Source organism: Streptomyces sp. NPDC027189 (assembly GCF_055566975.1).
Window position 1 is genome coordinate 275275 of the sequence record NZ_JBVHRI010000003.1, and the last position, 26387, is coordinate 301661.

26 protein-coding genes and 2 pseudogenes are annotated in these 26387 nt (G+C 71.0%); 13 read left to right on the forward strand and 15 right to left on the reverse strand.

Going from position 1 to position 26387, the window contains the following annotated elements; all coding sequences use genetic code 11:
- Positions 1-33: 33 nt before the first annotated feature.
- A complete protein-coding gene (locus ACZ4RZ_RS09090) occupies positions 34-900 on the reverse strand; it encodes an MHYT domain-containing protein (protein ID WP_467743327.1) in 867 nt (288 codons plus the stop codon).
- 278 nt (positions 901-1178) lie between these two features.
- Between ACZ4RZ_RS09090 and ACZ4RZ_RS09095 the strand changes: the two genes are divergently transcribed.
- Positions 1179-2048 (forward strand): glycerophosphodiester phosphodiesterase, encoded by an 870-nt coding sequence (locus ACZ4RZ_RS09095; protein ID WP_467743328.1) that lies wholly within the window; start codon positions 1179-1181, stop codon positions 2046-2048.
- A gap of 86 nt (positions 2049-2134) precedes the next feature.
- Positions 2135-2689: a methylated-DNA--[protein]-cysteine S-methyltransferase gene (locus ACZ4RZ_RS09100; protein WP_467743329.1), complete on the forward strand. Its 555-nt coding sequence runs from the start codon at positions 2135-2137 to the stop codon at positions 2687-2689.
- 78 nt (positions 2690-2767) lie between these two features.
- Here ACZ4RZ_RS09100 and ACZ4RZ_RS09105 read toward each other — a convergent pair whose 3' ends face one another.
- A complete protein-coding gene (locus ACZ4RZ_RS09105) occupies positions 2768-3130 on the reverse strand; it encodes a cupin domain-containing protein (RefSeq protein ID WP_467743330.1) in 363 nt (120 codons plus the stop codon).
- Between the two features lie 155 nt (positions 3131-3285).
- Entirely contained in the window at positions 3286-3714 is a 429-nt protein-coding gene (locus tag ACZ4RZ_RS09110; protein ID WP_467743331.1) for a VOC family protein, read from the reverse strand.
- Positions 3715-3811: 97 nt separating this feature from the next.
- On the opposite strand from ACZ4RZ_RS09110, the gene ACZ4RZ_RS09115 reads away from it, so the two are divergent.
- Together ACZ4RZ_RS09115 and ACZ4RZ_RS09120 are read left to right on the forward strand one after the other, a co-directional pair.
- Positions 3812-4717, forward strand: a complete 906-nt coding sequence (locus tag ACZ4RZ_RS09115; protein WP_467743332.1) for a pseudouridine-5'-phosphate glycosidase — start codon at positions 3812-3814, stop codon at positions 4715-4717.
- Between the two features lie 38 nt (positions 4718-4755).
- The gene (locus tag ACZ4RZ_RS09120) at positions 4756-5661 is read left to right on the forward strand and encodes a carbohydrate kinase family protein (RefSeq protein WP_467743333.1); all 906 of its coding nucleotides are present in this window, start codon (positions 4756-4758) and stop codon (positions 5659-5661) included.
- 542 nt (positions 5662-6203) lie between these two features.
- On the opposite strand, the gene ACZ4RZ_RS09125 is transcribed toward ACZ4RZ_RS09120, so the two are convergent.
- Complete coding sequence (locus ACZ4RZ_RS09125; protein WP_467743334.1) at positions 6204-6998, reverse strand: methyltransferase domain-containing protein; 795 nt, start codon at positions 6996-6998, stop codon at positions 6204-6206.
- Positions 6999-7261: 263 nt separating this feature from the next.
- On the opposite strand from ACZ4RZ_RS09125, the gene corA reads away from it, so the two are divergent.
- Positions 7262-8389, forward strand: coding sequence for a magnesium/cobalt transporter CorA (corA, locus tag ACZ4RZ_RS09130; protein WP_467743335.1), 1128 nt, complete (start codon positions 7262-7264; stop codon positions 8387-8389).
- A gap of 99 nt (positions 8390-8488) precedes the next feature.
- Here the strand turns inward: corA and ACZ4RZ_RS09135 are convergent, their stop codons facing one another.
- From ACZ4RZ_RS09135 to ACZ4RZ_RS09145, 3 genes are all read right to left on the reverse strand, one after another.
- On the reverse strand, positions 8489-8917 hold the full coding sequence (locus ACZ4RZ_RS09135) for a CBS domain-containing protein (RefSeq protein ID WP_467743336.1): 429 nt from the start codon (positions 8915-8917) through the stop codon (positions 8489-8491).
- 144 nt (positions 8918-9061) lie between these two features.
- Complete coding sequence (locus ACZ4RZ_RS09140; RefSeq protein ID WP_467743337.1) at positions 9062-9475, reverse strand: PPOX class F420-dependent oxidoreductase; 414 nt, start codon at positions 9473-9475, stop codon at positions 9062-9064.
- A gap of 58 nt (positions 9476-9533) precedes the next feature.
- On the reverse strand, positions 9534-10166 hold the full coding sequence (locus tag ACZ4RZ_RS09145) for a nucleoside/nucleotide kinase family protein (protein WP_467743338.1): 633 nt from the start codon (positions 10164-10166) through the stop codon (positions 9534-9536).
- 165 nt (positions 10167-10331) lie between these two features.
- On the opposite strand from ACZ4RZ_RS09145, the pseudogene ACZ4RZ_RS09150 reads away from it, so the two are divergent.
- The 3 genes and pseudogenes from ACZ4RZ_RS09150 (at position 10332) to ACZ4RZ_RS09160 (ending at position 13676) form a co-directional block, all read left to right on the forward strand.
- Positions 10332-11025 (forward strand): annotated as a pseudogene (locus ACZ4RZ_RS09150) (DUF2293 domain-containing protein).
- A 447-nt stretch (positions 11026-11472) separates the two neighbouring features.
- Positions 11473-11952, forward strand: a complete 480-nt coding sequence (locus tag ACZ4RZ_RS09155) for an anthrone oxygenase family protein (RefSeq protein ID WP_467743672.1) — start codon at positions 11473-11475, stop codon at positions 11950-11952.
- A 236-nt stretch (positions 11953-12188) separates the two neighbouring features.
- Positions 12189-13676 (forward strand): glutamate synthase subunit beta, encoded by a 1488-nt coding sequence (locus ACZ4RZ_RS09160; protein WP_467743339.1) that lies wholly within the window; start codon positions 12189-12191, stop codon positions 13674-13676.
- A 158-nt stretch (positions 13677-13834) separates the two neighbouring features.
- Here ACZ4RZ_RS09160 and ACZ4RZ_RS09165 read toward each other — a convergent pair whose 3' ends face one another.
- Positions 13835-14368, reverse strand: a complete 534-nt coding sequence (locus tag ACZ4RZ_RS09165) for a carboxymuconolactone decarboxylase family protein (RefSeq protein ID WP_467743340.1) — start codon at positions 14366-14368, stop codon at positions 13835-13837.
- A gap of 41 nt (positions 14369-14409) precedes the next feature.
- Between ACZ4RZ_RS09165 and pdxR the strand changes: the two genes are divergently transcribed.
- Positions 14410-15819, forward strand: a complete 1410-nt coding sequence (gene pdxR, locus ACZ4RZ_RS09170; RefSeq protein ID WP_467743341.1) for a MocR-like pyridoxine biosynthesis transcription factor PdxR — start codon at positions 14410-14412, stop codon at positions 15817-15819.
- A 138-nt stretch (positions 15820-15957) separates the two neighbouring features.
- Here the strand turns inward: pdxR and ACZ4RZ_RS09175 are convergent.
- From ACZ4RZ_RS09175 to ACZ4RZ_RS09185, 3 genes and pseudogenes are all read right to left on the reverse strand, one after another.
- Positions 15958-16791 (reverse strand): annotated as a pseudogene (locus tag ACZ4RZ_RS09175) (SAM-dependent methyltransferase).
- Positions 16792-16875: 84 nt separating this feature from the next.
- Complete coding sequence (locus tag ACZ4RZ_RS09180) at positions 16876-17139, reverse strand: DUF397 domain-containing protein (RefSeq protein ID WP_467743342.1); 264 nt, start codon at positions 17137-17139, stop codon at positions 16876-16878.
- Positions 17140-18000 carry a helix-turn-helix domain-containing protein gene (locus ACZ4RZ_RS09185; RefSeq protein ID WP_467743343.1) on the reverse strand — a complete coding sequence of 287 codons (861 nt, stop codon included), beginning with the start codon at positions 17998-18000 and terminating at the stop codon, positions 17140-17142.
- Positions 18001-18179: 179 nt separating this feature from the next.
- On the opposite strand from ACZ4RZ_RS09185, the gene ACZ4RZ_RS09190 reads away from it, so the two are divergent.
- The 3 genes from ACZ4RZ_RS09190 to ACZ4RZ_RS09200 all read left to right on the forward strand — a co-directional run bounded on the left by ACZ4RZ_RS09190 (position 18180) and on the right by ACZ4RZ_RS09200 (position 21449).
- Positions 18180-18860, forward strand: a complete 681-nt coding sequence (locus tag ACZ4RZ_RS09190) for an ATP-binding protein (protein ID WP_467743344.1) — start codon at positions 18180-18182, stop codon at positions 18858-18860.
- A 77-nt stretch (positions 18861-18937) separates the two neighbouring features.
- Positions 18938-19303 (forward strand): hypothetical protein, encoded by a 366-nt coding sequence (locus ACZ4RZ_RS09195; protein ID WP_467743673.1) that lies wholly within the window; start codon positions 18938-18940, stop codon positions 19301-19303.
- 283 nt (positions 19304-19586) lie between these two features.
- Entirely contained in the window at positions 19587-21449 is a 1863-nt protein-coding gene (locus tag ACZ4RZ_RS09200; protein WP_467743674.1) for an ABC transporter ATP-binding protein, read from the forward strand.
- Between the two features lie 71 nt (positions 21450-21520).
- Here ACZ4RZ_RS09200 and ACZ4RZ_RS09205 read toward each other — a convergent pair whose 3' ends face one another.
- The 4 genes from ACZ4RZ_RS09205 to ACZ4RZ_RS09220 form a co-directional block, all read right to left on the reverse strand.
- Positions 21521-21724, reverse strand: coding sequence for a hypothetical protein (locus ACZ4RZ_RS09205; protein WP_467743345.1), 204 nt, complete (start codon positions 21722-21724; stop codon positions 21521-21523).
- 116 nt (positions 21725-21840) lie between these two features.
- Positions 21841-22554 carry a DUF899 domain-containing protein gene (locus ACZ4RZ_RS09210; protein ID WP_467743346.1) on the reverse strand — a complete coding sequence of 238 codons (714 nt, stop codon included), beginning with the start codon at positions 22552-22554 and terminating at the stop codon, positions 21841-21843.
- An 82-nt stretch (positions 22555-22636) separates the two neighbouring features.
- Positions 22637-23914 (reverse strand): cytochrome P450 family protein, encoded by a 1278-nt coding sequence (locus ACZ4RZ_RS09215; RefSeq protein ID WP_467743347.1) that lies wholly within the window; start codon positions 23912-23914, stop codon positions 22637-22639.
- 24 nt (positions 23915-23938) lie between these two features.
- Entirely contained in the window at positions 23939-25282 is a 1344-nt protein-coding gene (locus tag ACZ4RZ_RS09220; RefSeq protein WP_467743348.1) for an amidohydrolase, read from the reverse strand.
- 148 nt (positions 25283-25430) lie between these two features.
- Between ACZ4RZ_RS09220 and ACZ4RZ_RS09225 the strand changes: the two genes are divergently transcribed.
- Positions 25431-26384, forward strand: coding sequence for an endonuclease/exonuclease/phosphatase family protein (locus ACZ4RZ_RS09225; RefSeq protein ID WP_467743349.1), 954 nt, complete (start codon positions 25431-25433; stop codon positions 26382-26384).
- Positions 26385-26387 lie beyond the last annotated feature (3 nt).

The following is a 26387-nucleotide window of genomic DNA, read 5'->3' on the forward strand; positions in this document are numbered from 1 at the left end:
ACCGTACGACCCCGCACTGACAACGGGGCCGGATCACCAGCTCTGCGGGGTGCGGGAGCTGCGGTGCCGCTGGTTCCGCTCGGTGCGGGACGGAGGACGGCGGCCGGGGTGCGGGACGGCGGGGTGGGCCGGGATGCCGGGCCGGTTCTCCGTGGGGGTCCAGTCGGGCCTTCCCATGACCATCAGCGGGTCGAACATCACGACGACGCCCGCCAGACACAGGAAGACCAGGGGGCCGATCATCATGGGCCCGAGCAGGGCGGCGGGCGAGTCGCCTCCAGGGGTGCTGGACGTGCCGTGAAGGTGGACGCTGAGGGCGGCCATGCCCGTGTAGTGCATGCCGCTGACGGCGAGCCCCATGACGAGACTGGCGCCCACGCTCCAGACGAAGCCCCGCACCTGTCCCGCCGCCCACAGGGCGGCTGTGGCGGCCACGACGGCTATGACGACGGAGGCGGAGACCGTGAGGGTGTTGTATTCGAGTCTTCCGTTGAGGCGCATGCCGGCCATGCCCAGGTAGTGCATCGAGGCGACTCCCAGGCCGGTGATGGTGCCCCCGGTGAAGAGTGCCGTTCCGCGGGCCCCGCGGTAGCCGACGATGAAGATCCCGATGCCGACCATCACGATGGCCACGCCCAGGCTCGCGAACGTCGTCGGCTTGTCGTAGTGGATCGGGGTTTCCTTGATCGTGAACCCCATCATCGCGATGAAGTGCATGGTCCATATCCCCGAGCCGATCGCGGCCGAGCCGAGCGCCAGCCAGCCGGCGCGCCAGGAACGGGCGACGAGCATCGATCTGGTGGTGCAGCGCAGACCCAGCGCTCCACCCAGGCAGGCCATGACGTAGGCCACCAGCGGTGTGACGAGTCCGTAAGTGAAGCCGTCGACCGTGCCCTGCATGTGCGGCTGCCCTTCCCGCCTATTGCTCCTGAAATTCCCTGAAATGCCCCCACCCTCGGGACCGCAAGAGCGGACAGGGTCGAGGCAGAGAGTATGACTCCCACCGGAATGGTCGAACGATTTTCCGGCAAAGAATCACGGCCTCGCCCCACCTGTGCGCCACCAGTGAGCGGACTTGGACAACTCCATTCAATCTGTGGCCATCTCGCACCCCTCCTCCATTGACTCTCTGCTGTCACTCTTGTGCTGTCAGTGATCACTCGACGCGAGGAGATGGAATGCACGCGCGCGTTGCCGCCGCCACGACCGCCGCGCTTCTAGGGGGCGCTGTTGTGATACTCCCCAGCCCGCACGCCCGGGCCGGGTCCCAGAGCACCGGACCGGTGATCGTCTCCCACCGCGGCGCCTCGGCGGATGCACCCGAGAACACCCTGGCCGCCATCGACAAGGCGGCCGCAATGGGATTCAGCTGGGTCGAGAACGACGTCCAGCGCACCAGGGACGGTGAACTCGTCGTCCTGCACGACGCCACGCTGGCGCGTACCACCGACGTCGAGAAGGTCTATCCCAACAGGGCTCCCTGGAAGGTCAAGGACTTCACCGGCGCGGAGATCGCTCGCCTGGACGCCGGGAGCTGGTTCAGCCCCCGGTACGCGGGCGCGCGCGTGCCGACACTGAAGCAGTACATGGACCGCGTCTCGCACAACCACCAGAAGCTCGTCCTGGAGATCAAGAATCCCGATCTCTATCCCGGCATCGAGCGACAGACTCTCAAGCTCCTGAGCAACGAGGGCTGGCTCGATCAGACGCATCTGAGGAGCAGCCTGCTCGTCCAGAGCTTCAGCGCGGACAGTGTGCGAACGGTCCACGATCTGCGCCCGGGCATCAGGACGGCCTTCCTGGGCAAGCCGTCGATCGCGCAGCTCCCCCAGTACGCCCAATTCGCCGATCAGATCAACGCGGATCACACCTCCCTCTCGTCCGCCTATGTTTCCGCGGTCCACGGATTCGGCGGACCGCACGGCAATCGGATGAAGGTCTTCGCCTGGACCGTGAATGACGCGAACACCGCCCGGCGCCTGGCCGGATTCGGCGTGGACGGCATCATCACGAACGTCCCGGACGTCATCCGCAGGACATTCGGGTAGCGCTACGCAGCTCTCGCCGGTGGTGCGGACGGCTGCCCGCGTCCGCGCCACGGGCGTTGTCAGTGGCGGGCCGTACGGTGGATCGCATGGACAGCCACGGGCAGTACGAGCAGCAGGTCGTGTGGACCGTCGTCGGCACGGACATCGGTCCACTGCTGCTGGCAGCGACGCGCGACGGCCTGGTGAACGTCGTCTTCCACGCCACGGACGAGGTGCGCGACAAAACGCTCGACCGGCTCGCGTCCCGTCTGGGCACCGAGCCCGTCGAGGCGCCCGAGTCGCCGCTGCTGGCCGAGGCGATACGTCAAGTCGAGGCATACTTCGCCGGCGAGCGGCGCGCCTTCGAACTGCCGCTGGACTGGTCGCTGATCTCCGGGTTCAACCGCCAGGTGCTGCGCGAGCTGGCGTCCGGCGTTCCGTACGGCGCGGTCGTGGGCTACGGGGACCTGGCCGGGCGGGTCGGCCAGCCGGGCGCGGCGCAGGCCGTGGGCGTGGCCATGGGCTCGAATCCGCTGCCGGTCGTCGTGCCGTGCCACCGGGTGGTCGAGAGCGACGGCGGTATCGGCGGGTTCGGGGGCGGTCTGGAGACGAAGCGGAAGCTGCTCGCGCTGGAGGGAGTGCTTCCGGAGCCGCTGTTCTGACGACTGCCCCGAGAGCCGGGTGATGGTGTCTCACCGCTGAGCCGGTGAGTGCACCTCACTGCTGAGCCGGCGACCGCGTCAGAGGCTGATGTGGTACGCCTTGCGGAGCGTCTCGTGCACGGTCCAGGTGGTCCGGTCGCCCTCACGCAGGATCGCCGCGTCACCCGGGCCCACCTCGATGACGTCGCCGCCCTCGACCTCGATCGTGGCGCGGCCGCTCACGACGACGAAGAGTTCATTCGCCTCCGTGTCGGTCACCACGCCGGGCGTGATCTGCCAGATGCCGCGCAGTTGCTTGCCGTCGGCCGACTCCCACAGCACCTTGCCCGTCACCACCGGGTCACCGGAAACAACCTGAGCCGGGTCCAGGGGCTCCGGTTCGAGGTCGGCGTCGGGGATGTGCACGGCGAAGGACGGGGTGGCCTGGGTGTTCGTGGTCATGAGCGGTCACCTTAAGGGCATTCGAGAAAGACCTCACGCGGAGGGTGGCCGGAACGCGCGGCCGGTAGCAGACTCCGTGCGGCCTGTCTGACCTCGCCACTGACTCCCGGACGGGTGCTCCCGCGCGTGGGAGCACCCCTCCTCCGCCCCGAGGGTTACTCGTAGTGCCGTGCCTCGAAGACGTTTCCGTCCGGGTCACGGAAGTAGAAGCTGCGCTTGGCCATCCCACGGGCTCCGTAGGAGTCGTACGAGAAGCCCGAGAGGGGGACGGACCGCTCCTCCAGACGTGCTCGTAGCGCTTCGAATTCGGGCCCCGTGAGGGACAGGCATACGTGATTGACCGGGTGCCCGGCACTTTCGGCGCCTCCGGGGACCACGTTCATGTACTCCGCCAGGGGGAGGGGCGCGAGGTCGAAAATGGTCTCCTCATTGAGGCGTACCGAGGGGAACGACGTCTTCCCCGCGGCGAATTCGGTGACCCTCAGAGGCTCCAGGCCGACCGCCTTCTCGTAGAAGTCGGCCGCGGCGACCGGATCGCGCACCCACAGGACGACATGGTCGAGACGTGTCGAGTTGTCCGTCATGCCCCCAGGCTGATGTCGTACGCCGCAGGTCGCAAGGGTTTGACCGGGCGCGCCGCCCGCCAGAGATGAGGAAAGACGAGCGACAGGAGGCAGACGCGTGATCGTGGTGTCCGAAGAGGTGCGGGAGGCGCTCGACGCGCGCCGGCCGGTGGTGGCCCTGGAGTCGACGATCATCGCGCACGGGCTGCCCCGTCCGCGCAATCTGCAGGTCGCGGGGGAGCTGGAGGATGTCGTACGGCGGGAGGGCGCCGTTCCCGCGACGATCGCCGTGCTCGACGGGCAGCCCCGTGTAGGTCTGGACAAGGAGCAGCTGGAACGGGTCGCGAACGAGGACGGGATCCGCAAGCTGGGTCACCGCGATCTGCCGCTCGCGGTGGCGGCGGGTGCGAGCGGGGCGACGACCGTGTCCGCGACGGCGCTGCTGGCCGCCCGCGCGGGCGTACGGGTGTTCGCGACGGGCGGGCTCGGCGGGGTGCACCGGGAGTGGACGGTGACCCAGGACGAGTCGGCCGACCTGGGTCTGCTGGCGCGTACCCGGATCACCGTGGTCTGCGCGGGCGTGAAGTCGATCCTGGACGTGCCCGCGACGCTGCAGCGCCTGGAGACGCTGGGCGTGGCGGTGGCCGGGTACGGCACAGAACGCTTTCCCGGCTTCTACCTCTCGGACTCGGGGTATCCGGTGGACTGGACGCTGGACTCCCCCGAGCAGGTGGCGGATGTCATGCGGGCGCAGGACGCGCTGAACGCTCCCGCATCGGCGCTCATCGTCGCGAACCCCGTCCCTGAGGGGGAGCAGCTCGATCCCGGGCTCCACGCGCGCGTGCTCGCCGACGCGCTGCACGCGTGTGAGGCGGAGGGCGTCACCGGACAGGCCGTGACACCGTTTCTGCTCGACTATCTGGTCCGGCACACCGATGGCGCCTCGCTGAGCGCCAACCTGGCGGCGGTGCGCGGCAACGTACGGCTCGCGGGGCGCATCGCGGCCGCCTGGGCCGGGGCGTGAGCGGGACGCATCACGGGGGTGCCGGGCGGGGTACGGGGGTGCCTGCGGGCGCTCTGCTCGTCGTCGGGGACGTGGTCACGGACATCGTCGCCCGGCACCGCGGACCGCTCGCGGCAGGCACCGACACGGCCGCCGCGATCCGCACGCTGCCGGGCGGCGCGGGCGCCAACGTCGCGTGCTGGGCCGCGCACTGGGGCTGCTCGAACGTACGACTGCTCGGCCGGGTGGGCGCGGATGCGGCCGGGTGGCACGAGCGTGAGCTCGCGGCCTGCGGCGTACGCCCCCTTCTCGTCGTTGATCCGGAGGCGCCGACCGGGACGGTGATCTGCCTGGTGGACACGGGCGCTGCTGCGGAGCGCACGTTCCTCACGGCCAGCGGAGCCTCTCTGCGGCTCGACCCCGGCGACTGGTCGCCCGCGCTGCTCGACGGTGTCGCGTGGTTGCACCTGTCGGGCTACTTGTTCTTCTCCGAGCCGAGCCGCGCGCTGGTGTCGGTGGCACTGGAGTCGGCACGCACGCGTGGCGTACAGGTGAGCCTGGATCCCGCTTCGGTGGGGTTCCTCAGCGAGCTGGGTGTGGACCGCTTCCTCGAACTCGCCGAGGGCGTCGACATCCTGCTCCCCAGCCGTGACGAGGCGCACCTGCTGACCGGGCTGCCCGACCCCACGGACGCGGCGGCCAAGTTGAGCCGCCATGTCCCCCTGGTCGTCGCCAAGCAGGGCGGTGCCGGGGCCCTGGTGGCCCGCTCGGGAACCGTCCGGGCCCATGTCCCCGCCGTGCCCGCCACACCCCGCGACACCACGGGCGCCGGTGACGCTTTCACCGGAGCGTTCCTCGCCGCCCTGCTCGCGGGCGCGGAACCCGAGGAGGCGGCGGCCGAGGGGTGCGGGGCGGGGGCGATGGCGGTGGAGCGGGTCGGAGGGAGGCCACCGGTGGACGCCTGACGGCGGCCGGACGGGGCACGCAGGTGGGCTGACGACGCCAGCTGTAGGGGCCAATAAGGGGTGGGCCGGTGGCGCCATCGCACAGGGCGCCATGCATGCGGCAGGCGGGCCGGCGTAACCGAGCGGGTGGGGCGGCACGCGGGTGGGTTCCGTAGCGCCGCCGCGCAGAGGTGACAAGCAGGCGGGCAGGTGAAGCCCATCCGGGTGAGGCAGCTCGTATGTGGGGGGCGGCAGCGCCACCGCACAGAGGTGACACGCGGGCCGTAGGCAAAGCCCGACCGGGTGGGGCGGCACGCGGGTGCGACGACAGCCCGCCGCAGAGAGGCGACGCGCGGACGGGCGAGGCCGACCGGGTAGCGCACCCCGGCGGCGCGGACCAGCCGGCGGACACGCGGGTGGGCCAGCAGGGCCGAGGCGGCGGCCGCGTCGGCGACCGCAGCCGATCGGCCGGCGGGCCGGCCGGCCCGCGCCACCAGCCGCTGGGCCGACACCTGGGTGGACGGCATCACCCATGGCGCCCCGCGCCAACTCCCCTTACCGGTCTACCCCTTGCGCCCCCACGCCGAGATCATCGGTGCCGTCGCCAGGTCCATGGAGCCGGAGGCGACGTTGGCCAGGTGGCGGTCGATGTCCTGCTGGGTGGCCAGGCCCGCGGTGACGAGCTGGTCGCGGATCTGACGGATCGTCGCGGTCTCCAGGGCGTCGCAGGCGGGCGAGGTGACGGGGAAGTACGCGTCGGCCTCCACGCCACACAACCCCGCCTGGCGGAGCAGCCGCGGGAGTTTACGGCCGTACGCGAGGTCGGCGCCACGCTCGGCGAGCAGGCTGCGGAAGCCGTTGCGCAGCCGATTCGCGAGCTGTTGCTCGGGGCCGGACTCGTCGGGGCAGAGCAGGGGCTGCAGCGCGGGGTCGGCGTCCTCGACGAGGAGCCGGCCGCCGGACCGCAGGGCCTTGACCATCGACCGCAACGCCCGCTCCCGGTCCGGCACATGGACCAGCACGAGCCTGGCATGCACGAGGTCGAAGCCCTCCCCCGGCGGCTCCTCGGCGCCCACGTCGTGGACGCGGACCTCGACCGGCGAGCGGGCGGCGGAGTCCGCCCACGAGGTGTCGATGTCGGTCGCGATGACCCGCCCGGTCGGGCCGACCTTCTTGGCGAGCCAAGACACCACGGACGTGCCGCCCGCGCCGACCTCCCAGCAGCGCCAGCCGGAGCCGATGCCGAGGCGCTCCATGTGCCGGAAGGTCGTGGGGTCGAAGAGAGTGGCGAAGGCGTCGAAGCGCTGTCCCGCCTCGTTCTGCTGGTTGTCGAGGAGATACCCGTCGGATCGCGTCATAGGGCGATCATCCCAGTTGACCGGCTTGTCCGGAATCGCCGACGCTCCCGTTGTCATCACCCGCGCGATCGGGCGAGCACGGCCCGCACACTCGGGCGAGCGCAGCCCGCACGCTCGGACGAGCACCGTCTCCGCGCTCAAACACGCACATCGGAACGGAATATTCCGTTCCCACAGGCTTTTCCAGTGCTCGATCAGGCCTGGCAGACTGGCGCGCCAAGGCGCAAAGTGCGGCGCGAGGGGATCCACGCAAGGAGATCCAGATGTCCATGGCAGGGAATCTGCGGAAGGTCACGGCCCTCGGCGCAGTCGGCGGCCTCCGCAAGGTGGCGCGGCTGACGCGGCGGCGCGCCCGTGTCGACCTGAGTCACCCCGCCCGGTCTCCGCTGGGCTCCGCGGTGGTGAACTGCGTGGCGTACCAGGACGGCGCCCGCGTCCCGGGCGGCCGCGATCTGGTCGACACCGTGGAGCGGATCCGCAAGAACGACCAGGGGTTCGTCTGGCTCGGCCTGCACGAGCCGACGGACCGGGAGTTCGCCGGCATCGCCGAGCTCTTCGACCTCCACCCGCTGGCCGTCGAGGACGCGGTGGAGGCCCATCAGCGCCCGAAGCTGGAGCGGTACGGCGAGACGCTGTTCGCGGTGTTCAAGACGGTCTGCTACGTCGAACACAAGGAACTGACGGCGAACAGCGAGGTGGTGAACACCGGCGAGATCATGGTCTTCGTCGGTCCCGATTTCGTCATCACCGTGCGGCACGGACGGCACGGCTCCCTGGGCCCGTTGCGCGAGGAGTTGGAGGCCGACCCGCAACAGCTCTCCAAGGGACCGGCCGCGGTACTGCACGCGATCGCGGACCACGTGGTCGACGACTATGTGCACGTCACGGACTCGGTCCAGGCGGACATCGACCAGGTCGAGGCCGATGTGTTCGCGGAGAACGGCGCGCGGACGGACGCCGGACGCATCTACCAGCTCAAGCGCGAACTCCTCGAACTGAAGCGGGCCGTGGCCCCGCTCGCCCGCCCGGTCCAGGAGCTCTCCACCCGGCCGATACGGGTGGTCGACCCGGAGATACAGGCCTACTTCCGGGACGTCTCCGACCATCTGCTGCGGGTCACCGAGCAGATCGCCGCCTTCGACGAGCTGCTCAACTCGATCCTGCAGGCGCACCTCGCACAGGTGACGGTGGCGCAGAACGAGGACATGCGGAAGATCACGGCATGGGCGGCGGTCATCGCCGTCCCGACCATGGTCTGCGGGGTGTACGGCATGAACTTCGACAACATGCCGGAACTGCACTGGAGGTTCGGCTACCCCCTCGTCATAGGCGTGATATCCGTCGCCTGCCTCGTCCTGTACCGGGGATTCAGGCGCAACGGCTGGCTCTGACACGCGTCTCGCCCGGCACGGCCGGCCGGACGAGCGCGTACCAGACAACGGCTGGACAGTGGGACAGGCGGATCCAGAGGGCAGGAAGGACGAGCCGGATCAGCTCGTCGCGCTCCTCGCGTAGACGCTCTCGACCCAGGCTGCGAGCTGTTCGTCCGTCAGGTGCTGGGCCAGGTCGGCCTCGCTGATCATGCCGACCAGTCGCTTGTTCTCGATCACGGGAAGCCGGCGGATCTGGTGCCCCTTCATCTCCTGGAGCACCTCGCCGACATCGGCGCCCGAGTCGATCCAGCGCGGTGTGCCCTGGGCCATCTCACCCGCGGTGATTCGCGCCGGGTCGTGGCCCATGGCCACACAGCCGACGACGATGTCGCGGTCCGTGAGGATGCCGCAGAGTCGTTCGTTCTCGTCACTGATGGGCAGGGCGCCCACGTTGAGCTCGCGCATCAGCTGGGCGGCGCGGTCCAGGGTTTCGTGGGCGGGAATCCACTGGGCACCACGGTGCATGATGTCTCCGGCGGTGGTCATGAAGTACCTCCCGGTGCCGGACGGCCGGCGCGGCGCGGAACACACCGCTAGTCCCGGCGCCCTACATTCTTGCCGTGTCCCCAGGGATGCGCACCCGGAAGTACGCGGTTACCGAGGTTGCCCGCCACGCCGGTCCGCCCGGGGTCAGGCCGAGAACCCGACGATCTTCTGCGGGACGACACGGATGATCACGCGGACCTCGTCGTCCTTCTCCGCCGGAGGGTCGATGCCGAGGTACTTGTGCGAGAGCTCGTACGGGAGGCGTTTGGCGTCGTCGGGGAGGACCTCGGCGGTGCCGCGGATCTCGACCGAGGTGTAGGGGTTGGCAAGGTCGAAGACCGAGAGGCTGATGCGGGGGTCCCGCTGGAGGTTGCGCACCTTCTGGCGTCCGGCGGTCGAGGAGAAGAGGACGGTGTCGCCCTCGCGCTTGATCCAGACCACCGAGTTCTGGGGAGCGCCGCCGGGGCCGAGGGTGGCGACACTGGCGAAGTTCTTGCCGTCGAGGAGGGTGCGGACGGAGTCGTCGAAGGCGGCCGGGTTGTCGGCGGAGATCGTCATGAACTCAGGCTAACTACATGCGCGTGCATATAAAACCTCTGGGGAGCGGCACTTTCAGTCAGCCGTTCCACGCCGGGTGGCGGGGATCGTCGGCACGCACCAGGACGTCGGCCGTGCCACCCGGGTCCACCTCGGCCTCGTAGCGCTCGAACGCGGGGAGTGTCCAGTGCTCGGCCTCGGGGGTACGGCGGCGGAGGGCACCTGGGGAGAGCAGCACGTGGACGCTGAGGTCGAAGGGGAACCAGTGGCGCAGAAGGAGGGGGCCGTGCAGCAACAGGAGGCCGCCGGGCGGGAGTTGGACGTAGGGGCTGCGGGTGGCCCGATCGGTGACCGGGTCCCAGAGGTCGGGCAGGACGCGGCCGTTGCCGCCCGCTTCGAGGGGACCGAAGACCTCGCGCCAGAGGCCGCCGGTGTCGACCCAGCCGTCGTAATAGGCCTCGACGTCCTGGTGGCCGTACTCCAGCCGGAGCGACGCGGGACGCAGGAAGTCCTCCGCACCGACCACGAGCGAGGACCGGCCGCGTATGCGCAGCGCCTCCGAGACCCGGTGCGCGAGCTCGCCGGGGCGGGCGGCCGGGGCTCCGTCGAAGGCGATGCGCGGCCAGGGGCTGCCGTCGTCCGGTTTCAGGTCGAGCAGACGCTCGGCGAGGAGGTCGCCGAGCCGTTCCCAGGTGATCGCTTCGAGTCGCACGGGCCCATGATGCCGCGATCGCGAGGCGTTCTCGTGGGGGTGGCGGGCGCGAGGAGCTCAGGAGGCTCGCAGCCGGCTGCCCCCGAGGACGACTGCCGACGACGGCTGACGCGCTCGGTTCACCGGCGGCGTAGATCCCGGAGCGGACGGGGGAAAGAACCGCGTATGGCACCGATCGCAACTCCCCCGCACCGCACCGGACTTCTCGTCATCCAGCCGCTCAAGAAGCGGCACTGTGCCGAGTGCCGGACCGGGCCGCTGGCGCTGCTGGCGCTGGAGGAGGGGTTGCCACGGTGTCTGGACTGCGCGGATCTGGGGCATCTGGTGTTCCTGCCGCGCGGTGACACGGCGCTGACGCGGAGGTCGAGGGAGGGCAGTGCGCTGTCGGCGGTGGTGGTGCGGTTCAACCGGCGGCGGAGCAGGTACGAGCGGCAGGGTGTTCTTGTCGAGGAGGCGGCGCTCGCCCGGGCCGAGGAGCGCTGCCTGGCGGACGCGGAGGCGCGACGGCGACGCCGGGTGCGGGACGCGCGGCGGCGGGAGGCGGAGGATCTGCGGGTTCACGGACGCGTTCGCGCGGGAGATACGCCGGCTGTTTCCCGGTTGCCCGGCCGACCGGGCACGGGCGATCGCCGCGCACGCCTCGGTGCGCGGCAGCGGGCGGGTCGGGCGCAGCGCCGCGGGTCGTGCGCTGTCCGAGGCCGCGGTGACCTCGGCGGTCCGCGCCTCCGTACGGCACACGGACACTCCGTACGACCAGCTGCTGATGAGCGGTGTGCCGCGGCACGAGGCGCGGCGGCGGATCGCCGGGGCGGTGGACGCCGCACTGCGGGGGTGGTACGCCGGGCGTGCGCTGACGTGACCGGGCGCCGTCGGCTACTTCGGCCGCACCGACCTGCCGGCGCGGCAGCGCCGGGCCGCGCCGGGGGCGGCATCACCCGACACCTACGTGACCGGGCGCCGTCGGCTACTTCGGCCGCACCGACCTGCCGGGGCGGCAGCGCCGGGCCGCGCCGGGGGCGGCATCACCCGACACCTACGTGACCGGGCGCCGTCGGCCGCTTCGGCCGCGCCGACCTGCCGGGGCGGCAGCGCCGGGCCACGCCGGGGGCGGCATCACCCGGCCGCATCATGCCGGCGTCGCCCGACCACGGCGGGGTCGGCATCGCCCGGACACGCCCGGCTGGACGCTCGCGTATGCACCAGCGCCCCTCGACCATGGTCACTGTCCCCGTACGGGATTTCACTTGTGGTGACGGTAGGGCGCCGTGCAGGATCTTTGATCTCGGGGATCGATGCGGGGGTTGTCATGATCGATGGGCCGTATTTCGTGCTGACGTTGCTGGGGGTGCTCGGCTGCGGGCTGGTGGCCGGGGTGTTCTGCGGGTTCTCGACGTTCGTGATGAGGGGTCTCGCCGAGCTGCCGCCCGCGCAGGGGGTCGCCGCGATGAACGCGATCAATGTCGCCGCGTTGCGCCCGGCGTTCATGCTGGTGTTCGTCGGCTCGGCGGGGTTGTGCGCGGTGCTCGCCGTGGTGACGTTCGTACTGTTGCCAGACGACGGGACGGTGGAGCTGCTGCTGGGTAGCGCGCTGTATCTGGTCGGGTCGTTCGGGGTGACGGTCGTCGCGAACGTGCCGCGCAACGAGGCGCTGCTCAAGATGGACCCCGGGACACCGGAGACCGCCGTGTACTGGCGTAGGTACGTGCGCGAGTGGACGACGTGGAACCATGTCCGCACGGTCGCGTCGGCCGCCGCGGCGATCTCGTACACGCTCGCCCTCATCTGAGGCACACGACCGCCCCGAGGGCGCGGAGCTGGAACACCCGGGGCGCACACTCGCCTCACTTGAGGGCGGCGCATCCGCGACGAGCACATTCCGCGGAAGCGACCCCTCAGCTGAGCGGCGACGCCCACGGAGGCGACGTATCGTGGCGGGAAAGGAGTGTCGCCCGACGGCCGTGGCCCGATGACGTCCGACGGCCGCGCGGCCCCCTGCCCGTCGCGTACGCAAGGGAGACGGCCATGGCCGATCCCAAGGGATTCATGACCACACCGCGCGAGGAGTACCCGCGCCGGCCCGTCGAGGAACGCGTACGGGACTGGAACGAGGTGTACGTCCCCGGGGCGCTGCTGCCGATCATCAACAGACAGGCCGATCGCTGCATGGACTGCGGGATCCCCTTCTGCCACGACGCCTGTCCGCTGGGCAATCTGATCCCCGAGTGGAACGATCTCGTCTCGCGGGACGACTGGCGGGCGGCGAGCGACCGGCTGCACGCCACGAACAACTTCCCCGAGTTCACCGGGCGGTTGTGTCCGGCGCCCTGCGAGGCAGGCTGTGTGCTCGCGATCAACCAGCCCGCGGTCACCATCAAGAACGTCGAGGTGGCCATCGCGGACCGCGCCTGGGAGGACGGTTTCACGCCACCGCGCCCCCCGGACCGGCTCTCCGGACGGACCGTCGCGGTGATCGGGTCGGGGCCCACCGGGCTCGCCGCGGCCCAGCAGCTGACGCGGGCCGGACACACCGTCGCGGTGTACGAGCGGGCCGACCGGATCGGCGGGCTGCTGCGGTACGGGATCCCCGCGTTCAAGATGGAGAAGCGGCACCTGGACCGGCGGCTCGAGCAAATGCGGGCGGAGGGAACGAAGTTCCGCACGTCGACGGCCATCGGCACGGACATCCGGGCCGCCGACCTCAAAGCGCGCTACGACGCGGTCATACTCGCCGTAGGCGCCACGGCGTGGCGTGAACTCGACGTACCTGGGCGGGAGTTGGCCGGCATCCATCAGGCGATGGAATATCTGCCGCTGGCCGACCGGGTGTGCGAGGGGGATCTGGAGGTCTCGCCGCTGTCCGCGGCCGGCCGGCACGTCGTGATCGTCGGCGGCGGTGACACCGGCGCCGACTGTCTGGGGACGGCCGTACGGGAGCGCGCGGCGTCCGTGACCCAGCTGGACATCTATGCCCAGCCGGAGGCGGAGCGCGACGAGGACGTCGAGCCGTGGCCGACGTACCCGAAGATCTATCGGCTCTCGGCCGCGCACGAGGAGGCCGGCGTGCTGGGCACGGCGCCCGCGGCAGATGCGGACGCCCGGCTCTTCGCGGCGTCCACGCTCCGCTTCACCGGGGACGCGGACGGGCATGTGCGCTCACTGCACCTCGTCGAGGTCGACGAGCGGCGCCGGCCGGTCCCCGACTCCGGGCGGACCCTCCCCGCCGACCTCGTGCTGCTCGCCCTCGGCTTCTCGGGCCCCGACCGCCATGACGGCCTGATCGACCAGCTCGGCCTCACCCTCGAACCGCGCGGCACGATCGCCCGCGACGCGGACTTCGCGACCAACGTTCCCGGGGTGTACGCCGCCGGGGACGCGGCCCGCGGCCAGTCCTTGATCGTCTGGGCCATCGCCGAGGGCCGCGCGGTGGCCGCCGCGGTGGACCGCGCCCTTTCGGGAGTGTCTCGCCTGCCGGCGCCGATCGGGCCGTACGACCGCCCCATGAGGGTTTAGGAATCCCGCCGCCGAATGCCACCGGATGCCACGGGATGCCGGCGATTGCGGACCGGATCGGCACCGCCGAACCGGTCCGCCGTGGTGCCTCGCCGTTGCGTCGGAACGTAGTTGCCGCCCCGTCGGTCCCGGTCGCAGATCTCGGCGCGCAGCGTGGTCTAGCGCTCGTCCGTGCCCGCCACCTTGGCCGTCGACAGCGCCACGCGGTTCCACGTGTTGATCGTGAAGATCAGGGCCAGGACGTGAGCCAGTTCCTGGTCGTCGAAGACCGCGGCGGCCTGCGCGTACACGTCGTCGGACACGCCCGCGTCGGCGACACGCGTGACCGCCTCCGTCAGCGCGAGGGCCGCCTGCTCCCGGGGAGTGAAGAAGTGCCGGGCCTCGCGCCACACCGCGACCATGTGCAGCCGGTCCTCGCTCTCGCCGGCCTTGCGGGCGTCGTTGGTGTGCATGTGGAGGCAGTACGCGCAGTGGTTGAGGTGCGAGGCGCGGATCTGGATCAGTTCGACGAGGGCCGGGTCGAGCCCCTCGCGGGCCGCCGCGTCGAAGCCGATGAGGGCCCGGAAGACCTTCGGGGCGGACTTCGCGAAGTCGAGACGGGGGTTTTCCGCCACGGCCGTCACGCCCGCAGCAGCGGAGGCGGAGGAGGAGGTACCAGCCGTCGTGTGCATCGTGTGCATCGTCATGACCATGAATCTACGGGCCGGAAAGACCGGCTGTAGGGTGCATTTCTGTGGCGGAATCATGGGTCAATTACGCGGAGCGCATCGGCGCCGACCTGCACCTGGAGCTGTCGGGTTCGGGCGGGCGGCGGGCCGCGCTGATCCGCGCGCTGCGCGAGGCCGTACGCAGCGGCAGGCTCGCGCCCGGCACCCGGCTGCCGCCGTACCGCTCACTCGCTGCCGACCTGGGCGTCGCGCGCAACACCGTCGCCGACGCGTACGCCGAACTCGTCGCCGAGGGCTGGCTGACCGCCCGCCAGGGCTCGGGCACGCGGGTCGCCGAGCGGGTCGCGCCGCCCGGCGCCCCCGCGCCCGTACCCAAAAAGGCGCCACCAGGCGCGCGTGGACCCCGGCACGACCTGCGGCAGGGCACTCCGGACGCCGCCTCGTTCCCGCGCGCCGCCTGGCTCACGTCGTACCGCCGGGCCCTCCAGCAGGCGCCCAACGAGGCCTTCGGGCCCGGCGATCCGGCGGGGCGGGTCGAACTGCGCGAGGCGCTCGCCGAGTACTTGGCACGCGCGCGTGGCGTACGCACGGCGCCCGGACGGATCGTGATCTGCTCCGGCTTCGCACACGCCTTGCGGCTGCTCTTCCCCGCCGTCCTGCGGGGCCCGCTGGCTGTCGAGTCGTACGGCCTCGGCTTCCACCGCGAGCTGCTGGCCGCCGCGTCCGTACGCACCGTACCGCTGCCTCTGGACGACGACGGCGCCCAAGTGGCCGAGTTGGGCAGGGAGCGGGCCGTACTGCTCACGCCCGCGCACCAGTTTCCGACCGGTGGTCCGCTGCATCCCGAGCGCCGCGCCGCGGTGATCGACTGGGCACGCGCGCGTGGCGGGGTGATTCTGGAGGACGACTACGACGGGGAGTTCCGCTACGACCGCAAGCCCGTCGGTGCCGTGCAGGGCCTCGACCCCGAGCGGGTCATCCACATCGGGTCGGTCAGCAAGAGCCTGTCGCCCGCGCTGCGGCTGGGCTGGATGGTCCTTCCGGAGCGGTACGTCGACGGCGTACTCGCCGTCAAGGGCGAACGGGAGGCCTGGGCCGGTGTGTTGGACCAGCTGACGCTCGCGGACTTCATCGTCTCCGGGTCGTACGACCGCCACGTGCGGCGCATGCGGCAGCGGTACCGGGGGCGGCGGGACCGGCTCGTCGCCGCGCTCGCCGCGCGGGCACCGCACATCGAGGTCACCGGGATCGCGGCCGGGCTGCACGCGGTGCTGCGGCTGCCGCCCGGGACCGAGCAGTCGGCGGTCAAGGCCGCCGCGTGGCAGGGCGTAGCGCTCGACGGGCTCGCCGAGTTCCGGCACCCGGCGGCGGTGATGGCCGCGCCCGACGGGCTGGTGGTCGGCTATGCGACGCCCACGGAGCATGCCTACGGGGCGGCGCTCGACGCGCTGTGCGGGGTGCTGCCACCGGGCTGACCGTCTGACGTTCGTCGAACGTCGGCACAACCCGTCGGCATCGCGCATCACTGGCGGGAGCAGCCGCCGATTCCGGCGGTGGCCGTGAGCCGCCTGGTGGACCCTCCCCCCGGCGCATGTGGTCCTGGTTCTGACCGGTCAGGCCTTGCGACCCACCGCCCCGTACCCGGGAATGACCCCGTCGTCCTGCCCGGGAACCGGCTCGCCCAGCTCGGGGTGCCACTGATGAGGCACCCCGACGCCCGGCTCGACCTGGTCGAGGCCGTCGAAGAAGCGGGCGAACTCCTCGCGCGAGCGCAGTGCCGGTGTGACGCCGACCGCCTTGAGCTTCTCGATGGCGGCTGCCGACTCCTGCGGTGTGAAGTCGGCGGTGGCGTGGGTCATCATCAGATAGCTGCCGGAGGGAAGTTCGGACAGCAGCCGGTCGACCAGGGTGTGCGCGCCGTCCTCGTCGGAGACGAAGTGCGGCAGCGCGACGAGGGAGAGCGCCACCGGCCGGCTGAAGTCCAGGACCTTCTTCGCCCCGTCGACGATGGCGTTCGGGTCCCGCACGTCGGCCTGCAGGTACTCGGTCGCCCCCTCGGGCGTGCTGCGCAGCAGGGCCGCCGCGTGGGCCGGCACGATCGGGTCGTTGTCGCAGTACACGACGCGCGCGTCGGGCGCGACGCGCTGGGCGATCTGGTGCAGGCTGGGCTCGGTCGGGATGCCGGTGCCGGTGTCCAGGAACTGCCGTACGCCGTTCTCGGCCGGCCTGGCGGTCCCCCCAGGCGTTCAGCGCTGGGGGAGTGTGGCACGGTGCATGAACGCGCGGTTGACCTGTGCCATCACAGGCACCCTCGGGTCGAGGTCGAGCATCTGCCGCCCCATCTCCTCGTCGACGGGGTAGTTGTCCTTGCCGCCGAGATACCAGTCGTACATCCGCGCCGGATGCGGCTTGCTCGTGTCGATCTCGGTGGGGGGCTGGCCGGTCATGACCGTCTCCGTAAGTCCGTGCCGCGGTAAGTGTTCAAGTCACTGCCAAAATCAGGGAAGTGGGAAAAAGGAAGCGCAAGTGGGTCAGGAGAGCAGGAAGTCCGCCTCTCCCGCCTTCGCGCCCTGGATGAACGCGGTCATCTCGCCCGGTGTGTAGATGAGGGCGGGTCCGTCCGGATCCGCCGACTGGCGGACCGCGATGCGCCCGTCGGCGAGCTTCATCGCCTCCAGGCAGTTGCCGCCGTTTCCGCCGCTCCACGGCTTGTGCCAGCCCTCGTTGCCCAGCTCGCGGGCAGGCATTCCGTTGTAGATGTGCACATTGCGTATCCGCGGCTTGATGCGTTCCATTCACAGCTCCTTGCGGAGATCCCGGAGGATCTCCTTCGTGCGATGTGCCGTAGCGGCCTGAGCCGCCATGCGGTCCATGACCTCGAGGTGGGTCGCCACCTCCGAGCGCGCGTCCAGGTAGACGGCGCCGGTCAGGTACTCGCTGTAGACCATGTCCGGGAGTTCCGGCACGGCAAAGCGGAACAGCACGAAGGGCCCGTACGTGCCGGGGTGCGGACCCGAGGAGAACGGGATCACCTGCAGCGTCACATTGGGCAACTTCGTGGCCTGGAGCAGCTTGTCGATCTGGGCCCGCATCACCTCGGGACCGCCGATGGGGCGGCGCAGGGCCGTCTCGTCCATCACAGCCCAGATCCGGGGCGCGCCCTCACGGGTGAGCAGATTCTGGCGTTGCATGCGCAGTGCCACATGCCGCTCGATGTCCTCGGGCCTGGTCTGGCCGATGGCGCCCGCCTTCAGGACGCCGCGGGCATAGTCCTCGGTCTGCAGCAGCCCGGGCACGAAGTGGGGCTCGTACGAGCGGATGAGCGCGGCCGCGCCCTCCAGACTCACGTGCATCGAGAACCAGTCCGGCAGGATGTCGTGGAACCGCTGCCACCAGCCGGGTTTGTTGGCCTCCTCGGCCAGTTGGACGAAGGCCTCGGCCTCCTCGTCGCTGACGCCGTACGACTTCAGCAGCAGTTGGAGGTAGGGGATTTTGAGGGAGACCTCGGCCATCTCCATACGGCGGACCGTGGCGGGCGCGACACGCAGGATACGCGCGGCCTCCTCACGCTTGAGACCCGCGCGTTCCCGCAGGTCCAGCAGGCGCCGGCCGAGGACGACCTGGCCGACCGTCGGCGCGGACCGCGGTTCGCTCACGTCCCACCTCCACTGAGTCCGGACAGCCCGCGCGGCGCCGTTCGGGGTCTCTTTCGACTGTCCCAACTGGCGCCGCTCGACGGGCTGTTGCGAGCAGTGTGCCACGCGCCCTCACGGAGTCACACGGCACTCTGCATTTTTCAGAGTGACACTTGCCAAGTGTTCACGGCGGGGCGATAGTGGCAAGCGTGACTCCGTCCGCGCCGTTAGGAACAGACGCCGCCGAAGACCGGATTGGTCTCCGTGCCGCCGCAGGGCTCCGCCCCGGCGCGGCCGCCGAGCGCCGGTTCCGCTTCGAGCTGGCCGCACACCCGGGATCCGTCGCTCAGGCAAGACGTCTGGCGCGTGGCCGGCTGTCCGGCTGGGCGGTGTGCGAGGACACCTGCGACACGGCGGCCCTCGTCATCTCCGAGCTGGTCACCAACGCGATCGTGCACGCCGCGGGCGAGCGCGTCGTGTGCGAGCTGCGCGACCGCGACGACGTCGTACGGATAGCCGTACGTGACGAGGGATGCGCTCCGGGTGAGCCGCACCCCTCGCCGCAGCGGCCCGAGGAGGAGCACGGGAGGGGATTGCTCCTCGTCGCGGCCGTGTCCAGGGCCTGGGGGGCCCAGGACACCGGGCCCGGTCTGCTGGTCTGGGCGGAGCTGGAGCGCGCAGCCGGCGGGCCCGACTCGGACACCGGAACCCATTCGGACCCGGTCTGGAGCGCGACGGACACCGAAGCACGGTCCGACCTGGGATGGAGCGCGAAGAAGCCACCGGCCGACGGCCGGGGCGCCGGGACAGAGGCGTTCTGGGGAACGCGGACCACCGGGGTCCCCCCGGCCCAGCGGGGCCGGGATCGGGGAAGGGTGTGAGGGGTACGCCGGCGGCGGGACCTGGAGCGCAGGTCCTGAGCCTCGACAGGCTGGTCCGTCTGAAGCGCGGGCAGCGGATGCCGGGGCCGTTGAGGCGTCTCCTCGTACCCGAGGGCATGACCGTGCCGCTGGGCTGCGACGCGGTGTCGGTGCCCGCCCGGTTCGGACCGCTGCTGCTGCCGCGGCTGCCCCGCGTGGGCTGTGTCTACGCCGACGGGGCGCACTGGTGGTGGATCGTGCCCTCCGACTCCGACGTCGCCCTGGAGTGGCCGGCGCCCGCGCGCTACGCGACGGGGGCGGTCGTACCGGACGCGCCCGACGCACCCGGACTCATCCACAAACCGGACGGCACGCTTCCGTACACCCCGCCGATCCCTCTCTACCTGGCCCTGTGCCGGGTCACCGGCACCACACCCGCTTGGTCGCGTCCCATCAGCGCATAGGGCCTCCGGTCGGGGGCGGGGCCGACGGCGCCGCAGGAGTGCCCGAAGTGAGCCCGTCGGTGCGCCGGTCGCCGCAAATCCCCGCTGCCGCCACGCGTGGAGCGCCGCGTTCCTGGGGAATGGACCGTTCGTCCATTCCTGGGGGAGGCCAACGGTGGGGAAGACCGCACGAAAGCCGGCGGGGACGACCGCACGAAAATCGGTGGGGAAGAAGCGCGGCGACGACAGGCCGCCGCCATCCGATTCGGAACACCTGCTCTTCGGCGGCCCGCTCCGCTACGACATGGGCTGGTCCCAACACGCCGACGCCTTCCTGGAGTTGAACTTTCGCGCGATGGTGACCCGGCTGCCGTCACTGCTCGCGTCCAGTTTCCGCCTCGCCTGGAAGGCGGACCCGCGCGCCGCCCGTGTCGTGCTGGTCTCCGAGCTGGCCCGCGGCGCAGCCCAGGCGGTCAGCCTGCTGGCGGTCAACAGCGTGCTCGGGCGGCTGATGACGAGCGGCCCGGTCGAGGACCGGTTACGCGGCGCGCTCCCGGCGCTGGTCACCGTCGCCGCCGTGATGCTGGTCGGCGCGTTGCTGCGGGCCGCGTCGACGTACGCCACCGGACGCCTGGAGCCGAAGGTGGAGCGGGTGGCGACCGAGCTGTACCTGGAGCGGGCGGCGGCCGTGGAGCTGGCCGCGATCGAGGACGACGCCTTTCACAAACTGCTCGACACCGCCCAGTACGGCGCCCAGTCGGCCCGGCGCATGATCACCATCGCCACCCGTGTCGTGAACGCGATGATCTCACTGTGCGCGGCGGCGGGCGTCCTGACGGTGCTGCACCCCGCACTGCTGCCGCTGCTCGTCACGATGACACTGCCCAGCGCCTGGAGCGCGCTGACGATCGCGCGGCGCCGCTACGAGTCGTTCCACACCTGGGTGCAGCACGCCCGCGCCGGGCATCTGATCAGCAGTCTGCTCACCGAGCCCGCCGCGGCCCCGGAGATCCGCGTGCACGGCGTCGGGCCCTTCCTGTTGCGCCACTTCCGCTCGATGTCGGAGACCGCCGAGGCGGAACAGGCCCGGCTGGCCCGGCTCTCCGCCCGCACGGGTCTGATCGCCGCCGCCTGGACGGGACTTGCCACCGTGGCTACGTACGCGACTCTCGGCGGACTGCTGCTGGCCGGCGCGATGGCGCTCTCCGTCGCCGGTACGGCCGTGATCGCGATCCGCACCGGCTCCGCGAGCCTCGACACGCTCGTCCTGGAGGTCAACTCCCTGCACGAGGAAGCCCTGTTCGTCGGCGACCTGCAGCGCCTGTACGTCGAGGCCGCCGAGCGCGCGATCCCGGTGGGCGGCGATCCGCTCCCCGACGACCCGAGTGAAATCCGCTTCGAGAACGTCACGTTCACCTATCCGGGCACCTCGACCAGGCCCGCGCTCGCGGACGTCACCCTCAGCGTGCCACTCGGCAAGATCGTGGCGCTGGTCGGCGAGAACGGCTCGGGCAAGACGACCCTGGTGAAACTGCTCGCGGGCCTCTACGCGCCCGAACGCGGCCGGATCCTGTGGGACGACGTCGACGCGGCGACCGCGGACCGGCATCAACTCGCCGAGCGCATCGCGATGGTGGCCCAGGACTTCAAACGGTGGCCGTTCACGGCACGCGTGAACGTCGCGGTCGGCCGCACCTCGGCTCCGTTGACGGACGAACGCCTCACCTCGTCGGTCGCCGAGGCCGGGGCGGAGGACGTCGTGGCGGATCTCCCGCGTGGCCTGGACACCCTCCTCGCCCGCGGCTTCAGCGGCGGGCACGAGCTGTCGGGCGGCCAGTGGCAGCGCCTGGGCATCGCACGGGCCGCGTACCGGCGCGGGGCCATCCTGATCGTGGACGAGCCGACGGCCGCGCTCGACGCCCGGGCCGAGCTGGAGGTCTTCGAGAAGATAAGGGCCCTGGCGGGCACCGGCCAGACGGTCATCCTCATCACGCACCGGCTGGCGTCCGTACGCCACGCCGATCTCGTGCACGTCCTCGACCAGGGCCGCCTCATGGAATCCGGGAGCCCGGACGAGCTCCTGGCCACGGGCGGCATCTACGCGGAGCTGTACTCACTGCAGGCGGAGCAGTTCACGACGCATCCGCCGTCGCCGAAGGCGAGTTGACCTCATTCGGCGGTTCGCACCCTGTGCCGCTCGGCAGTACCCCGAGTCTCACCCGACCGTTCGCCCGAGTGTCACTCGACGACGTCGACACCGCGTACGACCACAAGGAACGCGTCCGTGGAGAGGTCCATGACGACCTCAGCGGCCTGGCCCTCCTGGCGGCGCGCCTGTGCGAACTCCTCCGCGGGCCACGAACCGCGCGGCCCACCGGCGGGAAAGCGCTCCAGCACCGTTCGCCCGTTCACCCTGCACCTCCATGTAGCACTTGCTCTCATAGAGTTAAACGCCCTCCATGGGGTGAACGGCTCGCGAAGTGACGGTACTGAGACGTAGTCGACACTTGGCCGCGGGTTCGCTGTGAGGGAACTCTCAGCTCCGGTTACCCACCGTGTCAGTCCTCGTACTCGTCGTGGTACCGGATCCGCTCGCTGCCCGCGGGCGCCCCCAGCGCGGATGCGCGTCCCGTGGGCTCCTCCCACTCCTCCTGCCGGCCGAGTGCGGTGAGGTCGAGGAGGCTGGTCGTCGAACCGAGGCCGTCGAGGCCGCGTTCGTACGTGGAGTACGTGTGGAAGACCCGGTCGCGGTCCCGCAGGAAGCAACTGACGCCCGGACGCTCGTAGGGCTCGCCGCCGCCCTCTTCGTCACCCTCGTCGCTCCCCATGAAGGACACCTGGAAGTCGAAGTTGAAGTCGCTGTCGTACGACGAGTACCAGGGCACCGTCCAGCCCATGCGCGCCTTGAAGGGCAGGATTTTCGTGTACGGCGCCCGGGACACGGCGGCGAACTCGGTCCCGCGGGCCCGCAGATGCGCGAGGTGCCCGATCTGGTCGAGGAACGCCGAGCAGCTGCGGCAGCCGGCATCCCATTCGGGCGCGAACATGAAGTGGTAGACGACGAGTTGGTTCCGCCCCCGGAAAAGGTCGAGCAGCGTCGCCTTCCCGCCGCCGCCCTCGAACAGGTACTCCTTGTCGATCTCGACCATCGGCAGCCCGCGCCGCTCCGCGTTGAGCGCGTCACGCGCGCGCGTGGCGGCCTTCTCCTTGGCCAGCAGTTCCTCGCGCGCGGCGCGCCACTCCTCACGCGAGACGATCTGCGGAAGCGTCATGTGCTCCTCCTACGGAATGGTGCCTTCTGTGTGGTGACCGGCCGCAGAAGCAGAACTCATCGGCGTATCGGCGAGATTCTTCTCAGTACGTCACCGGAAGCGCAAGCAGGCCGCGGGCGCGCAGGGAGGGCCGCCACCGCAGCTCGGCCGGGTCCACGTCGAGCGCGAGGTCCGGGAGGCGTTCCATCAGCGCGGACAGGGCGGTCTCGGTCTCCAGGCGGGCCAGCGGAGCGCCCAGGCAGTAGTGGATGCCGTGGCCGAGCGCGAGATGCCCCGAGGCGTCGCGGCCGAGGTCGAGGCGGTCGGGGTCGGGGAAACGGCGCGGGTCGCGGTTGGCGGCGGCGAGGGACAGCAGGACGGTCTCGCCCGCGGGCACGGCGACCCCGCCGATGGTCACGTCCTCGACGGGAAAGCGCCGGATGGCGAGCAGCGCGGGACCGTCGAGACGGGCGAACTCCTCTATTGCCGCGGAGAGTTGGTCGGGATGGGACAGCAGGCCAGGGTGGGTGAGCAGCCCCAGGACGGCGTTCCCGATGAGCTGCACCGTGTTCTCGTACCCCGCGAAGAGGATGAGGAAGGCGAGCGACATCAACTCGTCCTCGGTGAGCCGGTCGTCCTCGGCGAGCCGGTCGCCCTCCGCCGCGCGCACCGCGATCAGGTCGGAGAGCAGATCGTCCGCGGGCTCCTTGCGCTTGGCCGCGAGGAGCCCGGTGAAGAACCCGACCATCGCCACGATCGCCTCCTTCGCGGCACCGGGACGTGCCGGATCGGGGGCGACGAGCGCGTCCGTCCAGGCCCGGAAGTCCCGCCGGTGCTCGTCCGGAACGCCGAGCAGGTCACAGATGACGGTGATCGGCAGGGGCGCGGCGTACGAGGCGATCAGATCCGTACGGCCGTGCGCACCGAGCGCGTCGAGAAGCCGGTCGGCGGTCTCCCGGACGGGCGCCCGCAGTTGCTCGATGCGGCGCGGTGTGAAGGCCCGACCGACCAGCCGCCGGATGCGGGTGTGGTCGGGGGGATCCATGTTCAGCAGGTTGGCGTCGAGGGCCGGCGGAAGGGCGAAGCCCTGGTAACTCCCGGGCAGCGCACGCCTCTTGTCCAGCGAGAGCAGCGGGTTCGTCAGGGCCTCGCGCACGTCGTCGTACCGCGTGACCAGCCAGGCGGGGCTGCCGTCGGGTCCGGCGACGCGATGCACGGGCGCGGTGTCGCGGAGACGGGCGTAGACGGCGTACGGGTCGTCGATGAGGCCGGCTGCGGGGTCCTCCGGGCCTGCCGCGGGGGCCTGTCGGCCTGCCGCCGGGTGCTGGAGGTCATCTGTAGGGTCCTGGAGGCCTTCTGCGGATTCGTGGTCCAAGGGCATGGGCTCCACCCTAGGCAGAGTGGATCAGGTGTCGTACTCCTGGATCCGCCGCCCGTGGCCACGGTCGACGAGCGCGGGCAGCCGCTCCCCCAACTCCCTTACGGTGGACGGCAGATCAAGGGTCAGCAGGCGCCGGTCCCGCATCAGCACCCGCCCGTCGACGATCGTCGTCCGTACGTCGCCGGCGCGGGCGCTGTGCACGAGCGTGGCGGCGAGGTCGTGGACCGGCTGGGTGTGCGGGCCGGTGAGGTCGACCAGGATGATGTCCGCCCGCCGCCCCGGCGCGAGACTGCCGATCCGCTCGCCCAGGCCGACCGCCCTGGCACTCTGGAGCGTCGCGTGGTGCAGGGCTTGACGGGACGTCAGCCAACGCGGGTCGCCCTCGGCCGACTTCTGCACGAGGGAGGTGAGAGCCATGGACTCCCACACGTCCAGGGAGTTGTTCGACGCCGCTCCGTCCGTGGCGAGCCCGACGGGGACGCCGATCTCGCGCAGGGCTCGCACCGGTGTCGGGCCCCAGGCGAACTTCAAGTACCCGCGCGGTGCGGTCGCGACCGCCACATGTCCCGTCGCGCGCTCCAGTACGGGCAGGTCGCGTTCGATGATTCCGGTGCCGTGCGCGATGAGGATCTCCGTGTCGAGGAGTCCGGTGCGCTCCAGGATCTCGATCGGCGTACGGCCGTGGCGGGCAAGGCTGTTGTCGGTCTGGGCGCGGCTCTCGGAGGCGTGCAGGTGCACGGGAAGTCCGTGCTCGCGGGCGAGTTCGGCGGTCGCGGACAGGTCGGCGTCGGCCACGGTGTACGGGGCGTGCGGGGCGAGAGCGGTGGTGATGCGCCCGCCGGCACCGCCCCGGTGCCGCAACGCGAACTCCAGGGACTTTTCCCTCCCTGCGGCGCCCTGCGAGGAGAAGAAGGCCTCCCCCAGGTGCGCGCGCAGCCCGCTCTCGGCCGTCACGGCGGCGACGGTGTCCATGGAGAAGTAGTGGTCGGCGAAGCAGGTGACGCCACCGCGGATCATCTCGGCGCAGGCGAGCCGCGCGCCCAACTCCACGTCCTTTTCGGTGAGGTTGGACTCGATGGGCCAGATGAAGTCGTTGAACCACTCCTCGGCGGGCAGATCCTCGGCGATACCGCGCAGGGCGACCATCGGCGAGTGGGTGTGACAGTTGATCAGTCCGGGCATCGCCACCTGACCGCGGGCGTCGATGCGCTCGACGGCGTCCAGGTCTCGGACGTCTTCGGTGATCGCTTCGATGACCCCGCCTCGTACGACGATCGAGGCGTCCTCGACGAACCCGATCTCCTCATGACCGTCGTGCACGAGGGCGGTGCATCCGGTGATGATGAGATCAGCGGGAGACTGCGTCATTGCGTCACCGTACGACGGTGTCGTGCCGCGGGGGGAGGTGAACCGCGCATCCCGTCCCAGCCCTGTCGCCGGGCCGGTTGCGCGAGCACCCTGGCGTCACGAAGCGCGCCTTCCGACGTCACCGACCCGCCTTCTGGAAGGAGCCGGCATGCTCCTCGGCACCTGGAACCTGGAGAACCTGTACCGGCCCGGCGGCCCCTTCGGGCCGAAGGACAAGGCCGCGTACGAGACCAAGCTCGCCGCCCTGGCCGCCGTCATCACGGAACTCGACCCGACGCTGCTGGGCGTGCAGGAGGTCGGGGACCCGGACGCGCTCGCGGACCTGGCCGGAATGCTGGACGGCGACTGGCAGGTCACGCTCTCCGGTCATCCGGACGACCGCGGGATCAGGGTCGGCTTCCTCAGCCGAGTGGTGCCGCGGATACTCGCCGACACGAACGTCTTCCCTGAGCTGCTGCGCCCCGTACAGGCCGACGACACCGGGACCACCGTGTCGCACGCGGGCCGCGGCTTCCTGGCCGTGGAGATATCCACCCGGGCGCTGACTCTCGAGGTGGCCGTCTGCCACCTGAAGTCGAAGCTGCTGTCGTACCCCGGCGGCCGCTTCCAGCCGCGCGACGAGGGCGAGCGGGCCCGCTACGGCGCGTACGCCCTGTACCGGCGGGCCGCAGAGGCCACGGCGCTGCGCGCGCTGGCCGACGACCTCCTGGCCGGCGAGGGCCGCACCCGTGACGTGGCGGTGCTCGGCGACCTCAACGACGAGGTGCAGGCCGCGACCACCCAGATCCTCCTCGGCCCGCCCGGCTCCGAGATCGGCACGCCCGGGTACGACCGCCCCGACTCCGGCGACGCGATGCGCCTGTGGGACGTGGCCCCGCTCATCCCGGCCGACCAGCGCTACTCCCGTGTCAACTCGGGGCGCCGCGAACTGATCGACCACATCCTGGTCAGCCATCGTCTGGTCCACCGCGTCACCGCAGCAGGTACGGGCCTGCCGGGCGCGGAGCAGCTGACGCTGCCGTCGGTCGGTGCGGATCCGGGCGAGCGGCGCGGGGCGGCGGGGTCGGACCATGCGCCGGTGTGGGTGCGAGTGCAGCCGTAGATT

Excerpts from the sequence above, each read along its gene's own strand:
- ACZ4RZ_RS09210 (WP_467743346.1), bottom strand. The coding sequence starts at position 22,554 with ATGACGCTTCCGCAGATCGTCTCGCGTGAGGAGTGGCGCGCCGCGCGC.
- ACZ4RZ_RS09165 (WP_467743340.1), bottom strand. The coding sequence starts at position 14,368 with ATGGTCATGACGATGCACACGATGCACACGACGGCTGGTACCTCCTCC.
- ACZ4RZ_RS09225 (WP_467743349.1), top strand. The coding sequence starts at position 25,431 with ATGCTCCTCGGCACCTGGAACCTGGAGAACCTGTACCGGCCCGGCGGC.
- ACZ4RZ_RS09180 (WP_467743342.1), bottom strand. The coding sequence starts at position 17,139 with ATGGAACGCATCAAGCCGCGGATACGCAATGTGCACATCTACAACGGA.
- ACZ4RZ_RS09110 (WP_467743331.1), bottom strand. The coding sequence starts at position 3,714 with ATGACGGACAACTCGACACGTCTCGACCATGTCGTCCTGTGGGTGCGC.
- ACZ4RZ_RS09195 (WP_467743673.1), top strand. The coding sequence starts at position 18,938 with ATGCCGGGGCCGTTGAGGCGTCTCCTCGTACCCGAGGGCATGACCGTG.
- ACZ4RZ_RS09155 (WP_467743672.1), top strand. The coding sequence starts at position 11,473 with ATGATCGATGGGCCGTATTTCGTGCTGACGTTGCTGGGGGTGCTCGGC.
- ACZ4RZ_RS09160 (WP_467743339.1), top strand. The coding sequence starts at position 12,189 with ATGGCCGATCCCAAGGGATTCATGACCACACCGCGCGAGGAGTACCCG.
- ACZ4RZ_RS09200 (WP_467743674.1), top strand. The coding sequence starts at position 19,587 with ATGGGCTGGTCCCAACACGCCGACGCCTTCCTGGAGTTGAACTTTCGC.
- ACZ4RZ_RS09100 (WP_467743329.1), top strand. The coding sequence starts at position 2,135 with ATGGACAGCCACGGGCAGTACGAGCAGCAGGTCGTGTGGACCGTCGTC.
- ACZ4RZ_RS09090 (WP_467743327.1), bottom strand. The coding sequence starts at position 900 with ATGCAGGGCACGGTCGACGGCTTCACTTACGGACTCGTCACACCGCTG.
- ACZ4RZ_RS09105 (WP_467743330.1), bottom strand. The coding sequence starts at position 3,130 with ATGACCACGAACACCCAGGCCACCCCGTCCTTCGCCGTGCACATCCCC.
- ACZ4RZ_RS09140 (WP_467743337.1), bottom strand. The coding sequence starts at position 9,475 with ATGACGATCTCCGCCGACAACCCGGCCGCCTTCGACGACTCCGTCCGC.
- ACZ4RZ_RS09220 (WP_467743348.1), bottom strand. The coding sequence starts at position 25,282 with ATGACGCAGTCTCCCGCTGATCTCATCATCACCGGATGCACCGCCCTC.
- ACZ4RZ_RS09135 (WP_467743336.1), bottom strand. The coding sequence starts at position 8,917 with ATGACCACCGCCGGAGACATCATGCACCGTGGTGCCCAGTGGATTCCC.
- ACZ4RZ_RS09215 (WP_467743347.1), bottom strand. The coding sequence starts at position 23,914 with ATGCCCTTGGACCACGAATCCGCAGAAGGCCTCCAGGACCCTACAGAT.
- ACZ4RZ_RS09095 (WP_467743328.1), top strand. The coding sequence starts at position 1,179 with ATGCACGCGCGCGTTGCCGCCGCCACGACCGCCGCGCTTCTAGGGGGC.
- ACZ4RZ_RS09205 (WP_467743345.1), bottom strand. The coding sequence starts at position 21,724 with ATGAGAGCAAGTGCTACATGGAGGTGCAGGGTGAACGGGCGAACGGTG.
- corA (WP_467743335.1), top strand. The coding sequence starts at position 7,262 with ATGTCCATGGCAGGGAATCTGCGGAAGGTCACGGCCCTCGGCGCAGTC.
- ACZ4RZ_RS09125 (WP_467743334.1), bottom strand. The coding sequence starts at position 6,998 with ATGACGCGATCCGACGGGTATCTCCTCGACAACCAGCAGAACGAGGCG.